Annotated in this window: 9 protein-coding genes; 4 read left to right on the top strand and 5 right to left on the bottom strand. The window is 68.8% G+C overall.

What is annotated here, in order from left to right:
* Positions 1 to 43: 43 nt before the first annotated feature.
* The 5 genes from ACZ53K_RS04720 to ACZ53K_RS04700 form a co-directional block, all read right to left on the bottom strand.
* Complete coding sequence (locus tag ACZ53K_RS04720) at positions 44 to 466, bottom strand: hypothetical protein (RefSeq protein WP_468832067.1); 423 nt, start codon at positions 464 to 466, stop codon at positions 44 to 46.
* Positions 467 to 1,023: 557 nt separating this feature from the next.
* On the bottom strand, positions 1,024 to 2,847 hold the full coding sequence (locus ACZ53K_RS04715; RefSeq protein WP_468832066.1) for a glycoside hydrolase family 3 protein: 1,824 nt from the start codon (positions 2,845 to 2,847) through the stop codon (positions 1,024 to 1,026).
* 653 nt (positions 2,848 to 3,500) lie between these two features.
* A complete protein-coding gene (locus ACZ53K_RS04710) occupies positions 3,501 to 4,310 on the bottom strand; it encodes a sugar phosphate isomerase/epimerase family protein (RefSeq protein WP_468832345.1) in 810 nt (269 codons plus the stop codon).
* 29 nt (positions 4,311 to 4,339) lie between these two features.
* Positions 4,340 to 5,296 carry a bifunctional helix-turn-helix transcriptional regulator/GNAT family N-acetyltransferase gene (locus ACZ53K_RS04705; protein ID WP_468832065.1) on the bottom strand — a complete coding sequence of 319 codons (957 nt, stop codon included), beginning with the start codon at positions 5,294 to 5,296 and terminating at the stop codon, positions 4,340 to 4,342.
* Positions 5,297 to 5,345: 49 nt separating this feature from the next.
* Positions 5,346 to 6,560, bottom strand: coding sequence for a LacI family DNA-binding transcriptional regulator (locus ACZ53K_RS04700; protein WP_468832063.1), 1,215 nt, complete (start codon positions 6,558 to 6,560; stop codon positions 5,346 to 5,348).
* A gap of 222 nt (positions 6,561 to 6,782) precedes the next feature.
* On the opposite strand from ACZ53K_RS04700, the gene ACZ53K_RS04695 reads away from it, so the two are divergent.
* The 4 genes from ACZ53K_RS04695 (at position 6,783) to recD2 (ending at position 12,544) form a co-directional block, all read left to right on the top strand.
* Positions 6,783 to 7,934: a Gfo/Idh/MocA family protein gene (locus ACZ53K_RS04695; protein ID WP_468832344.1), complete on the top strand. Its 1,152-nt coding sequence runs from the start codon at positions 6,783 to 6,785 to the stop codon at positions 7,932 to 7,934.
* Positions 7,931 to 9,082 carry a dihydrodipicolinate synthase family protein gene (locus tag ACZ53K_RS04690; protein ID WP_468832062.1) on the top strand — a complete coding sequence of 384 codons (1,152 nt, stop codon included), beginning with the start codon at positions 7,931 to 7,933 and terminating at the stop codon, positions 9,080 to 9,082. The genes ACZ53K_RS04695 and ACZ53K_RS04690 overlap by 4 nt, the downstream gene beginning before the upstream one ends.
* Positions 9,079 to 9,954 (top strand): sugar phosphate isomerase/epimerase family protein, encoded by an 876-nt coding sequence (locus ACZ53K_RS04685; protein ID WP_468832061.1) that lies wholly within the window; start codon positions 9,079 to 9,081, stop codon positions 9,952 to 9,954. Before ACZ53K_RS04690 ends, ACZ53K_RS04685 begins: the two co-directional genes overlap by 4 nt.
* A gap of 322 nt (positions 9,955 to 10,276) precedes the next feature.
* Complete coding sequence (gene recD2, locus ACZ53K_RS04680) at positions 10,277 to 12,544, top strand: SF1B family DNA helicase RecD2 (RefSeq protein ID WP_468832060.1); 2,268 nt, start codon at positions 10,277 to 10,279, stop codon at positions 12,542 to 12,544.
* Positions 12,545 to 12,570 lie beyond the last annotated feature (26 nt).

The raw sequence follows: 12,570 nt of genomic DNA, 5'->3' as shown, positions 1-12,570 counted from the left end.
CTGTCCGGTCCGCAGCGTCACGTTCGTCCCCGGGACGGACGGATCACAGGCGGCGGGCGCACCCAACCGGTGCCCCGCCGCCGAGCTGTACGTACAGATCCGTGTCGGCCGGGCAGGCGGCACGGGCGCGGACCGACGCCGTCACCTTGTACCGCGGTGCGCGAGCGCCCGACGCGTCGCAGGCGGTCTCTTTCACCTCGCCCTGCCGCAGCGGGCGGACGCAATCTCCGACGATGGTGCGCGGACCGCCGCCCCCGCCCGGGTCGCCGGGATGCGGGGCCTCCAGATTGCGCATGCAGGCGTAGCCCTGCGGCACCGCGCCGTCGCCGTTCTCGTCGGAGTCCGGCCGGTGTTCGCTGATGTGCAGGACGAAGTCCGTACGCTCCGGGCACAGCGGCCCCTGCGCCCGTGGGCCGTCGTACCGGGCGAGGACCAGGGCCGCGGCCTTCTCGCTGCGGCAGGGCACTTGGTGGAAGACGGCCCGCCCGCGGGTGCTGCACGTACCGCGCGCGAGAAACGTGGCGACAGGCGACGGGGATGCGTCCGTCGTACTACCGTTTCCGCCCACGGACGCGTCACTGTTGCTTCCGCTTCCATTGCCCCCGCGCTGGCAGGCGGACAACGCCACGAGCAGCAAAACCACCGCCATGCATCCCAACGCGCCGCCACCGTGCCCTTCGACCCCGCGCATCGCGGCCCCCCTGCGTCCCCCGGTGCGTGCCCACCAGCGTGACCCGCCCATTCGGACGCACGCCAGGCGTAACGGACGCATTGCGCACGAGGTACGGGGTGCGCAGTACGCACCACTGCGGGGCCGGCGGTACATCCGCCGAGCGGGTGCTGTTGGGAGCCGTACGAGAGTCCGCAGGGCTGGGTCCCAACGCGAACGCGACGTCGCGGAGGCTGACGCCGTACGAGAATCACTCACCGCGGAAACGGGGACCGTACGGGACTCCGAACTCCGAACTCAGACGCCGAAGCCCCGTACGGGTGTGGGCGATCAGCCGCCAAACAGCCGACGGCTCAGTACGACAAGCCGTGCCCAACCGGATACAGAACCGTTCCCGGCGCATCGGCGCGCATCACCGGTACCGGCAGCTTCCCCTCCGGATCGCGTCGCCCAGCAATCACCCGGGCCGCGGCCCGCAGTTCCACGTCCGTCCACGAGTAGGTGGCAAGCGCCGCCCGTACACCCGTCAAGTGCGCGACGTCGTACGGATTGCGCACAGCCACTTGAATGACCGGTTTGCCAGTGGCCTGAAGCGCGTCGACCAGTGCGCGCTGCGACGGGGCGGCCGTGACGTTGTACGTCGCCACGATCGCCGCGTCCTGTGCGCGGAGCGCCGCAACCGCGCGGTCGATCAGTTCCTGGGTGGGCGCGGTACCGGTGGAGAGCGCGGTGGCCGTGAAACCTAGCTGATTGAAGGTTTCTGCGAGCACCTTGGTGGGCGGCCCCCCGGTTCCGGACGGCGACGCCGGATCGACGCCGGCCACCAGCAGACGCCGCTGCGCCCGCCGGGACAGCGGCAGCAGCCGACCGTCATTGACGAGCAGCGTCGTGGTGCGATCCGCGATCCGGTCGGCCGTGGCCAGATGCCGCCGTGTGCCGACGAAACGTTCCACCGCGCGGTGCGTCGTGTACGGGTCGTCGAACAGACCGCGCCGTTCCTTGAGCAGAAGAATGCGGATCAACTTCTCGTCGATGGCGCGCTCGGTCAGCTCGCCCGTCCGTACCGCCTTGACCACGCTCGCGAAGGCGACGGCGATATCCGGCGGATTGAGCAACTGATCGACGCCCGCCTTGAGCGCGAGCACCGCAACGCGGGCGTCACCGTACTTCGTCCGTACGCCCTGCATGCCGAGCGAGTCGGTCACCACCACGCCGTCGAAACCGAGACGTTCGCGCAGGATTCCGGTGAGGATCGGCCGGGACAGCGTGGCCGGGTCCTCGCTGGCGTCGAAGGCGGGCACGACGATGTGCGCCGTCATGATCGAATCGATGCCGGCTTCGATGGCGGCGCGGAATGGCGGGGCGTCCAGCCGAGCCCACTCCTCCGAGGTGTGATGGATGTAGGGCAGGCCGACGTGGCTGTCGGTGTCGGTGTCGCCGTGCCCCGGGAAGTGCTTGGCCGTCGCGGCCACCCCGGCGCCCTGGTAACCGCGCACCTGTGCGGTGACCATTCGCGCCACCGCCGACGGCTCCGAGCCGAAGGACCGTACGCCGATCACGGGATTCGCGGCGTTGACGTTCACGTCGGCGACCGGCGCGTAGTCCTGCCGGATGCCCATCGCATACAGCTCTTCGCCCGCGATCCTCGCGGCCGTGCGGGCGTCCTCGCGCGAGCGGCCGGCGCCCAGCGCCATCGCGCCGGGGAAGAGCGTGGCGGGCGCACCGATCCGTGCCACTATGCCGTGCTCCTGGTCGGTGGAGATCAACAGCGGTACGGGGACCCGCTGGGCGGCCGCGGCTTGCTGGATGCCGTTGGAGAGGTCGGCGATCTGGTGGGGCTCGCGGGTGTTGTGTGCCCAGCCGAAGTAGATGATGCCGCCGAGGTGGTACTTGGCGATCAGCTCGGCTGCGTTGGAGACGCCCATTTCCTTGCGGTTGGCCTCGACGTCGGCGGGGTCCGGATCGGTCGCGGAGTGTCCGTAGACCCGCATCACGAACAGCTGCCCGACCTTTTCTTCCAGACTCATCCGGGAGACGAGCCGGGCCGCGCGGGCGCGGGCATCGGCGGCCCCGGCAGCGCGTGGGCCGGAGGCGACGGCATGAACGGCGCCGCCGCCCGGGCCCATGGCACAGGCGGCGGCCGCGGCGGTGGTCAGGACGGTACGTCTGGAGTGCATCTGCGCTCCTTCCGGAGGGTTTCCTCGCCGAGTGCTGCCCCGGCGGCCTGAAGGAAACTTCCAAGAAGTCACGAGTAGCCGGAAAAGTATTGCCGGTCAATGCTCGACGGCTCTGCCAGTCGGGGGACGGTGCGACACCGAACGCAGAAGACGCGTACGGAGGCAGAAGAACCGATTGCGGGAGGGGAAGCGTACGGCCCGGTACGCACGTGACGGGGGCCGGTGATCCGCCACCGGCGCGGTTTGGAGGGGGTGCACCGGTGGCGGGTGCTGCCGGCCGCAGGCGGCGGAGAGGGTGGTCAGCAACGCAGCCAGCAGCGAGGCCGACACCGCTCTGCGGGGTCACACAGCACACCGTTTTGACGGTCGGCGGCCCGGGTGGGTTCCCCGGTTCGGTGCGAATACGGGAAATGGTATGGATGTGGGGGGATGTGCTTTTGAGGCGGCCATGGGCGGTGCGGAAACGTTACTCAAGCCGTCAAGCCGTCAAGCCGTCAAGCCGTCCGCGAAGGGCTGACCGTACGTGCGTGTCGCCACATACGGACGAGCGGTGGCCTCGCGACCGAGACGCGTCACCCAGGCACGCGCGGTGGTCCTGCGACCGAGACGCGCCCCACTGACGTAGGCACCCCAGAGCCTCGTAACCTCGCGCCTCAGGACGCAGCCGACGCCACCAACCGCTCCAGGTGCTCACGTCCCGCGCTCAGCAGCCGCGGAAGATCAGTGGCGCGCGGATACCACCGCTTCTCGTACTCCCAGCACAGCCAGCCGTCCCACTGCGCGCGGGCCAGCACACCAATGCTTTCGGCCAGGGGAACAGTGCCGGCGCCGAGCGGCAGGGGAGTGGTGTCCTCAGCCGAAGCCACGTCCTTGACCTGCACGAAGCCGAGATACGGGGCGAGCGCGGCAAACGTATCGGCCGGCGCCTCACCACCGAGCCAAGGGTGGAGTACGTCCCAGAGCGCACCGACGTGCCTGTGCCCCACAGGGCCCAGAATCCGCGCCGCATCGGCGCCACGGGGGTGTGAGTCGTGCGTCTCCAAGAGAACGCGAACGCCCCGTTCCGCTGCGAACGGCGCGACGGCGGCCAGGTGCCGAGCAGCATCTGCGTCGGCCTCCTCGGCGGGCCGGTCGCCGCCACCGGGGAACACCCTCACGAACTTCGCTCCCAGGTCCGAAGCGAGCACGACCAGCTCGGTCAGCTCCGCCGCCAGCTCTTCCTCCCCGCGTTCGTCATGGGCCGCGGCCACCCGCGCGTAGCCGGAAACCGCCAGAATCTCCACCCCGGCGTCGGCGAACTGCTGACGTACTGCGGAACGTTCGTGCAGTCCGATCCGCGGGTGCACCTGCTCCTCCGGGTGGGCCCGCAGCTCCACCCCGTCGTATCCGGCGCCGGCCGCCAGCTGCACGACCTCGCCCACCGGCATCCCGGGCACTCCGAGTGTCGAGAACGCATATCGCATATCGCTCATGAGAACCATGTGAACACAGATCAGAGCGGCAAACGCCAGTCCTGTCCGACGAGCTCGCGGCCGAAACTGTGGTGCGGCTTCTCGGCGGCCAGCTCGAAGCCCGCGCGCTCGTACAGGACGCGCGCCGCGCTCAGCACGGAATTCGTCCACAGGACGAGTTCGCGGTAGCCGGTTTCGCGGGCGAAGCCGACGCAGGCGGAGATGAGCGCTCGACCGACACCGTGCCCGCGCGCTTCCGGCTCGACCAGGAGCAGCCGCAACCGGGCGGTACGGGGCTTCGAGTCCGCCGGCTCCTGAGCCGTGCCGAGCCCATCCCGTACGCACATGACTGCGCCCACCCGTTCGCCGTCCAATTCGGCAATCCAGGTACGGTCCCAGCGCGGGTCGTAACGCTCGGCGTACTCCGCGACGATACGGGCCACCAGCGCCTCATAGCTGAGATCGAAGCCGTACTCCCGCGCGTACAGGACGGCATTGCGCTGCACCATCCAGCCGAGGTCGCCGGGCTCGGGGGCACGCAGTCGCAGTACTGGGTCCGAGCGTTGCGTCGTGTCGCCGAGCAGTTCCCGTACGGTTGCCATCGAGTCCGCGAGCCGGGCCCGGCCCGAGGGCGAGAGACGCTTGAGGAGCGTGCCAGCGGAGTCGCACGAACGTTCCTCCAGGAGGTTCGCCGTCGCGCGGCCGTCCTCGGTGAGCGTGATGCGCTGCCGCCGGCTGTCCCGCTCCGAGGGGCCGCGCGTGATCAGTCCGCTCTCCTCGAACCTGGTGAGCAGCCTGCTGAGGTAGCCCGCGTCCAGGGAGAGCGACGTGCGCAGGTCGGCGGCGTCCACCCGGTGGGTGTGCGCGATCTCGTACAGGACCCGGGCCTCGGTGAGGGTGTACGGGGTGTAGAGATGGCGGCCGTAATCGAGCGCGCCGATGAGATTCGTGTAGAAGCGGTTGAACCTGCGGATCTCCTGGACCTCTTGGACCATCATGACGCATCCTGCCCTACCGTTGACTCAGTCAAGGTTGACTGAGTCAAGGCTACGGCACGGAGGTCGACTTCCGCACCATCAACTCCGCTCGCACGGTGGCGACTTCTCCGGGGGGCGGCACCTCGCGCCCCATTGCCAGCCGTCCGGCCCGTGCGCCGGCTTCCTGGAGAGGCAGCCGTACGGTGGTGAGCGCCGGGGCCGCATCCGCACTGAACGGAAGATCGTCGAAGCCCGCCACGGAGATGTCGCCGGGTATCCGCAGGCCGCAGTCGCGAACGGCGGCGCACACCCCCAGTGCGGCGGTGTCGTTGGCTGCTATGACGGCCGTCAGAGAAGCGTCCCGGCGTAGCAGTTCCCGAGCGGCGTCGTAGCCGGCGGCGCGATCGTAGGCGCCGTGGAGGGTGCGGTGGACCGGGTCAGGGATGTCGTGAGCGGCGAGAGCGGCGCGATGACCCTCCAGGCGGTGACGGGTGGTGGTACGGCCGGCCGGTCCCGCGACGTACCCGATGTTTCGGTGCCCTAGTGAGACCAGGTGCTCGGTCAGCCGTCGCGCGCCGCCGCGGTTGTCGAAGGCGAGGGTTACGGGGGAGAGAGCGACAGCGCCAGCCGGAGCGTCGCTATGGGGAGCGGACCGTCCCATGGCGGTGTGTGTCCGAGGAACCGGGCCGGTTCCAGCCCCGCCAGTCTCCGGCCTTATGGGCGGGCGGCCACAAAGCACCACCCGGGTTCCTGCTGCGGCGAGCCGTGACAGCGCCGCGGCAACGGCGGAAGCGTGACCGGCGTCCTCCACCGCGCCGCCGGTCAGGACGACTGCGGCTGCTCGCTGACGTTGGAGCAGCGTGAGGTAGGTGAGTTCGCGCTCCGGAGAGCCGCCGGTGTTGCACACGACGGCCAATTTTTCGTCGGCCGGCACGAGCCCGTAGGCGCTGCCGACACGGCGGAGCGCATCTCCGTCACCCGTTCGGGAGGCCATTCCGTCGTCCGATCGCTTGCCCGCGCCACCGCTCACCTCGGACTGCACGGCCGAGGCGATGATTCCGAAGAACGGGTCGGCGATGTCGTTGACGAGGATGCCCACCAGGTCCGAGGTGGCGGCGGCCAACGCGCTTGCCGGGCCGTTGACCACGTACTCCAGGTCCGTCACGGCGCGCAGCACGCGGGCGCGGGTGTTTTCGGCGACCGGATAGTTGCCGTTCAGTACGCGCGAGACGGTTGCTGTGGAAACCCGTGCCCGCGCCGCGACGTCCGCCAGCGTCACTGCCATCGATCGCCCCGCCCCCTGTCGCGCCTCTTGTCCTTGCCTTGCGCCGCAGGCTAGCTTCTCCCGCGATGGAAAGCGCTTACTACGCGTTTCTGGCCCGCGCTCTTCGTCGGCTTGGCTCTGTCGTCATGAACTGTCAACAACCGGCTTCCGCTTGCCGTGCGCGTCTGCGCCCGCATCGCGTCCGCCACGCGAACCGAGTTCTCCAGAAGGAAGGGCCGGACCGTGACACGCACAACCGTACGTATCGCCATGAACGGCGTGACCGGACGCATGGGCTACCGCCAGCACCTGATCCGCTCCATCCTCGCGTTGCGGGAACAAGGCGGTCTGGACCTCGGCGACGGAACGGTCATCTGGCCCGAGCCGATTCTCGTGGGCCGTGCCGAACACAAGCTGCGGGCGCTCGCCGAGCGGCACGGCCTGGAGCACTGGGGCACCGACCTCGACACGGTGCTCGCGGACGACAGCATCGACATCTACTTCGACGCCCAGGTCACGGCCGCTCGCGAGGAAGCCGTGAAGAAAGCGATTGCTGCCGGCAAGCACCTGTACTGCGAGAAGCCCACTGCCACCGGACTCGACGGCGCACTAGAACTGGCTCGGTTGGCCGATGAAGCCGGCGTCAAACACGGTGTTGTACAGGACAAGATCTTTCTGCCCGGCCTGATCAAGTTGCGTCGCCTGGTCGAAGGGGGCTTCTTCGGGCGCATTCTCTCTGTGCGAGGTGAGTTCGGGTACTGGGTCTTCGAAGGCGACTGGCAGTCCTCGCAGCGTCCGTCCTGGAACTACCGCGCCGAGGACGGTGGCGGCATCGCGACCGACATGTTTCCTCACTGGGAGTACGTCCTGCACGAACTCTTCGGGCGCGTAGAGACCGTTCAGGCACAGGTCACCACCCATGTACCGCGCCGCTGGGACGAGAACGGCAAGCTGTACGAGGCCACCGCGGACGACGCCGCGTACGGAATCTTTCAGCTGGACGGTGGCATCATCGCGCAGATCAACTCGTCGTGGGCGGTGCGGGTTCACCGAGATGAACTGGTCGGGTTCCAGGTGGACGGTACGGAAGGATCTGCCGTCGCGGGGCTGCGCGAGTGCCGCATCCAGCACCGTGCCGCTACGCCCAAACCGGTCTGGAACCCGGACGTCCCGGCAACCGAGCCGTTCCGCGATCAGTGGCAGGAGGTGCCGGACAACGCGGATTTCGGCAACGGGTTCAAAACGCAATGGGAGCTGTTTCTGCGCCATGTCGTACGGGACGAGCCTTGGCGCTGGGATCTGGCAGCAGGCGCGCGCGGTGTCCAGCTCGCCGAGCTGGGACTGAAGTCGTCGGCGGAGGGCCGCCGCCTGGACGTGCCGGAGCTGGGGCGATGAGCGAGCAGCGGATCGGAGGCGAACGGGGGCCGAAGGTTTCTGCAGGGTTCGGCGACCCCCCGGGCGTCGCCGCTCCGCTCACCTCTCGTACCGTCTTCGCCGCCGCCCATGTGGTTGCCGACCCCTTCGCCGACACCACCCTCGACGGCCCTGCCGCCCTCGACTGGGATGCCACCCTGGCCTTCCGCCACCACCTGTGGTCGCACGGCCTGGGCGTGGCCGAGGCCATGGACACCGCGCAGCGCGGCATGGGTCTCGACTGGCCCTCGGTGGCGGAGCTGATCCGCCGTTCCGCCGCCGAAGCAGCGGTGGTGGGCGGACGCATTGCGTGTGGAGTCGGTACGGATCAACTAGGGCCGTCTGCAGCGAGCCCGGCCGGCATCCGGGCTGCCTATGAGGAACAGTTGTCGCTGGTGGAGGGTGCAGGTGCCCAAGCCATCGTCATGGCTTCCCGGCAGCTCGCGGCGACGGCCACAGGGCCGGAACCGTACGCGGAGATCTACGGGCATCTGCTGCGCCAGGCCGCCGAGCCTGTGATCCTTCATTGGCTGGGGCCCATGTTCGATCCCGCGCTGCAGGGCTACTGGGGCAGTACGGACCTGGACGCCGCAACCGAGACGTTTCTTCAGATCATCGCCGAGCACTCCGGCAAAGTGGATGGCGTCAAGGTGTCGTTGCTGGACGCCGACCGCGAGATCCAGCTGCGCCGGCGTCTCCCGGCCGGAGTGCGTTGCTACACGGGCGACGACTTCCACTACCCCGAACTGATCGCCGGTGACACGCACGGCTTCAGCGACGCCCTGCTGGGCATCTTCGACCCCCTCGCCCCACTGGCGGCCGACGCCGTACGCCTTCTGGACAATGGCGACACGGCCGGTTTTCGCAAGCTGCTGGACCCGACTGTCACTCTCTCCCGCCACCTCTTCCAGTCGCCGACGCGGTACTACAAAACCGGCGTGGTGCTGCTCGCCTGGCTCGCGGGGCACCAGTCGCACTTCACCATGGTCGGCGGCCTCCAGTCGGCACGCTCGCTGCCGCACCTGAAGCGGGCATACGAACTGGCCGACGGCCTCGGCCTGTTTCCTGACCCGAGCCTGGCAGCCTCCCGTATGCGTCAGCTCGTTTCGGTGTACGGAGGTGAGGCGTGAGCAGCGATTACCCCACTCGTCCGGAAGAAGCGGGCGCCCTGTTCGCCCGCTTCAGCATCAACCAGCAGACCGTCAAGCAGTGGTCCTTGCCTGAACTCGTCGATGGTTGCACGAAGGCGGGAGTACGCGGTGTCGGTCTCTGGCGTGCTCCGGTGCAGGAATTCGGGGTGGCCGCAGCCGCCCGGCTCGTACGGAAGGCGGGTTTGACCGTCACCAGTCTCTGTCGCGGCGGCTTTTTCACCGCCACCGACCCCAAGGAGCGCGCTGAGGCCTTGGCTGACAACAGGGCCGCCATCGAGGAGGCCGCCGCCCTGGGCACCGACACCCTCATTCTGGTCTCAGGCGGGCTGCCGCCGGGTAGCCGCGATTTGCGCGGCGCCCGGGAGCGGGTCGCCGATGCGTTGGGAGAGCTGGCCCCGTTCGCGGCTGATGCGGGCGTGCGGCTCGCGATCGAACCGCTGCACCCCATGTACGCGGCGGACCGCTGTGTCGTCTCGTCTCTCGCCCAGGCCTTGGTGCTCGCCGAGCGGTTCCCGGCCGAGCGGGTGGGCGTGGTCGTGGACACGTACCACCTGTGGTGGGACGACACGATCGAGTCGCAGATCGGCCGCGCGGGCGCTGGTGACCGCATCGCGGCGTTTCAGCTCGCCGACTGGGTGACACCGCTCCCCGCTGGCGTGCTGCTCGGGCGTGGTCAACTCGGCGACGGCGCAGTGGACCTGCGGTGGTTCCGAGAACAGGTCGACGCCGCCGGTTATCGCGGGCCCATCGAAGTCGAGATTTTCAACCCGGCGCTTTGGGAGCGCCAAGGAGCAGAGGTGCTGGCCGAGGTCATCGAGCGGTTCACCACTCATGTCATGCACAGCAGGTAACGATGGAATAACTCACCGGATCCGTGCAACCGTTCTCGGACCGGGTGGGTCGTACTTGTCGTCAGGCTCCCGAGGGGAGAGGGAACCGGGGGGATCCGAGGGGGGATCAGGGGGCCGCACGGAGGGGGAATCGAGGGGCCCGGTCGTAGACCGGGCCCCTCGAAGCGTCTGTGCCACAGGCTGTCGGCCCTGTGCGAGCAGAGCCGCTGCAACGGTCCGTACACGGTTGGAAATCTGGTCGCGGACCTGCGGCGTAGAGCCTCCGAACCGAGTTATCCACAGGCCCGAACGTGATGTCGGACCCTGGCGGTACCGTCGGTTCATGTTCAACTCAGCCGTGGTCGAAGGGGTCCTGGAGCGGATCACCTACGCCAATGAGGAGACCGGTTACACGGTCGCGCGTGTGGACACGGGCGGCGCCGGCGATCTCCTCACTGTCGTCGGGTCGCTGCTGGGCGCGCAGCCGGGGGAATCGCTGCGGCTGGAGGGCCATTGGGGCTCCCACCCGCAGTACGGGCGGCAGTTCACCGTCGAGAACTACACCACCGTGCTGCCCGCCACGATCCAGGGCATACGACGCTATCTCGGCTCCGGCCTCATCAAGGGCATCGGCCCGGTCATGGCCGACCGCATCACCGAGCACTTCGGCCTGAACACCCTCGACATCATCGAAAAGGAACCAAAGCGACTCGTCGAGGTACCCGGACTCGGACCGAAGCGCACGAAGCTGATCGGTGACGCCTGGGAAGAACAGAAGGCCATCAAGGAGGTCATGATCTTCCTCCAGGGGGTGGGCGTCTCCACCTCCATCGCGGTGCGCATCTACAAGAAGTACGGCGACTCATCGATCTCCGTCGTCAAGAACCAGCCCTACCGCCTCGCCGCGGATGTCTGGGGGATCGGCTTCCTGACCGCCGACCGCATCGCGCAGGCCGTCGGCATCCCGCACAACAGCCCGGACCGCGTCAAAGCGGGACTGCAGTACGCCCTCTCGCAGTCCACGGACCAAGGGCACTGCTATCTCCCGGAGGAAGACCTGATCGCCGCGTCGGTCAAGTTGCTCCAGGTGGACACGGGCCTGGTCATCGACTGTCTGGGCGAGCTGGCGGCGGATCCGGAAGGCGTGATCCGCGAGGCCGTGCCGTCTCCGGAGGGCGGACACCCCATCACCGCCGTCTACCTGATCCCGTTCCACCGGGCCGAGACCTCCCTCGCATCCCAGTTGCTGCGGCTGCTGCGGACGAACGAGGACCGTATGCCGTCGTTCCGGACCGTGGCCTGGGACAAGGCGCTGGCCTGGCTGGCCAGCCGGACGGGCACCACGCTGGCGCCCGAGCAGGAGGCTGCCGTACGGCTGGCGCTCACCGAGAAGGTCTCCGTGCTCACCGGTGGGCCCGGGTGCGGCAAGTCCTTCACGGTCCGCTCGGTCGTGGAACTGGCTCGCGCCAAGAAGGCCAAGGTGGTGCTCGCGGCCCCCACGGGCCGGGCCGCCAAGCGGCTGTCGGAGCTGACCGGCGTCGAGGCGTCCACGGTGCACCGCCTCCTGGAGCTCAAACCGGGCGGGGACGCCGCGTACGACAGGGAGCGGCCACTCGACGCCGACCTGGTGGTGGTCGACGAGGCCTCCATGCTCGACCTGCTCCTCGCCAACAAGCTGATCAAGGCGGTACCGCCGGGGGCCCACCTCCTCCTGGTGGGCGACGTGGATCAGCTTCCCTCGGTGGGGGCGGGCGAGGTGCTGCGCGATCTGCTCGCCGAGAACTGCCCGGTCCCGGCCGTACGGCTGACCCGGATCTTCCGCCAGGCCCAGCACTCCGGCGTGGTCACCAACGCCCACCGCATCAACGAGGGTGTCCTGCCGATCGTCGAGGGAATGACCGATTTCTACCTCTTCGCCGAGGAGGACTCCGAGGAGGCCGGGCGGATCACTGTCGACGTGGTCGCGCGCCGCATCCCCGCGAAGTTCGGCCTGGACCCGCGGCGCGACGTCCAGGTGCTCACCCCCATGCACCGCGGTCCCGCCGGCGCCGGCACGCTGAACGGCTTGCTCCAGCAGGCCCTTACCCCAGCGAGGCCCGAACAGCCGGAGCGGCGCTCCGGGGGGCGGGTCTTCCGGGTGGGTGACAAGGTGACGCAGATCCGCAACAACTACGAGAAGGGGCACAGTGGCGTCTTCAATGGCACGGTCGGCGTAGTCGCCAAGATCAACCGCGACGAGCAGTGGCTGACGGTGCTCACGGACGAGGACGAGGAGGTCTCGTACGATTTCGACGAGCTGGACGAGCTGGCACACGCCTACGCGGTGACCATCCACCGTTCTCAGGGCAGTGAGTATCCGGCGGTGGTGATTCCGGTCACCACCGGAGCGTGGACGATGCTGCAGCGAAACCTGCTCTATACGGCCGTCACGCGGGCAAAAAGGCTGGTGGTGCTGGTCGGCTCGCGCAAGGCTTTGGGGCAGGCTGTACGCACCGTATCCGCCGGTCGGAGGTGGACCGCACTGCGTCACCGACTCGTCGGTGCGGTGCGTGGGCACCTCTTCCCCAATCGGGGCGAAGGGGAGCAGGATGGGCAGCTGGGGCGGCACTGAGTGCCGCCCGCAGGCCCTATGGCCGA

Source organism: Streptomyces sp. NPDC033221 (genome assembly GCF_055577005.1).
This window is presented reverse-complemented; position numbering and strand designations above follow the sequence as displayed.

What these genes read in the sequence shown, in the direction of transcription:
- ACZ53K_RS04715 (WP_468832066.1), bottom strand. Translation starts at nt 2,847, where the DNA reads ATGCACTCCAGACGTACCGTCCTGACCACCGCCGCGGCCGCCGCCTGT.
- ACZ53K_RS04710 (WP_468832345.1), bottom strand. Translation starts at nt 4,310, where the DNA reads ATGCGATATGCGTTCTCGACACTCGGAGTGCCCGGGATGCCGGTGGGC.
- ACZ53K_RS04705 (WP_468832065.1), bottom strand. Translation starts at nt 5,296, where the DNA reads ATGATGGTCCAAGAGGTCCAGGAGATCCGCAGGTTCAACCGCTTCTAC.
- ACZ53K_RS04700 (WP_468832063.1), bottom strand. Translation starts at nt 6,560, where the DNA reads ATGGCAGTGACGCTGGCGGACGTCGCGGCGCGGGCACGGGTTTCCACA.
- ACZ53K_RS04690 (WP_468832062.1), top strand. Translation starts at nt 7,931, where the DNA reads ATGAGCGAGCAGCGGATCGGAGGCGAACGGGGGCCGAAGGTTTCTGCA.
- recD2 (WP_468832060.1), top strand. Translation starts at nt 10,277, where the DNA reads ATGTTCAACTCAGCCGTGGTCGAAGGGGTCCTGGAGCGGATCACCTAC.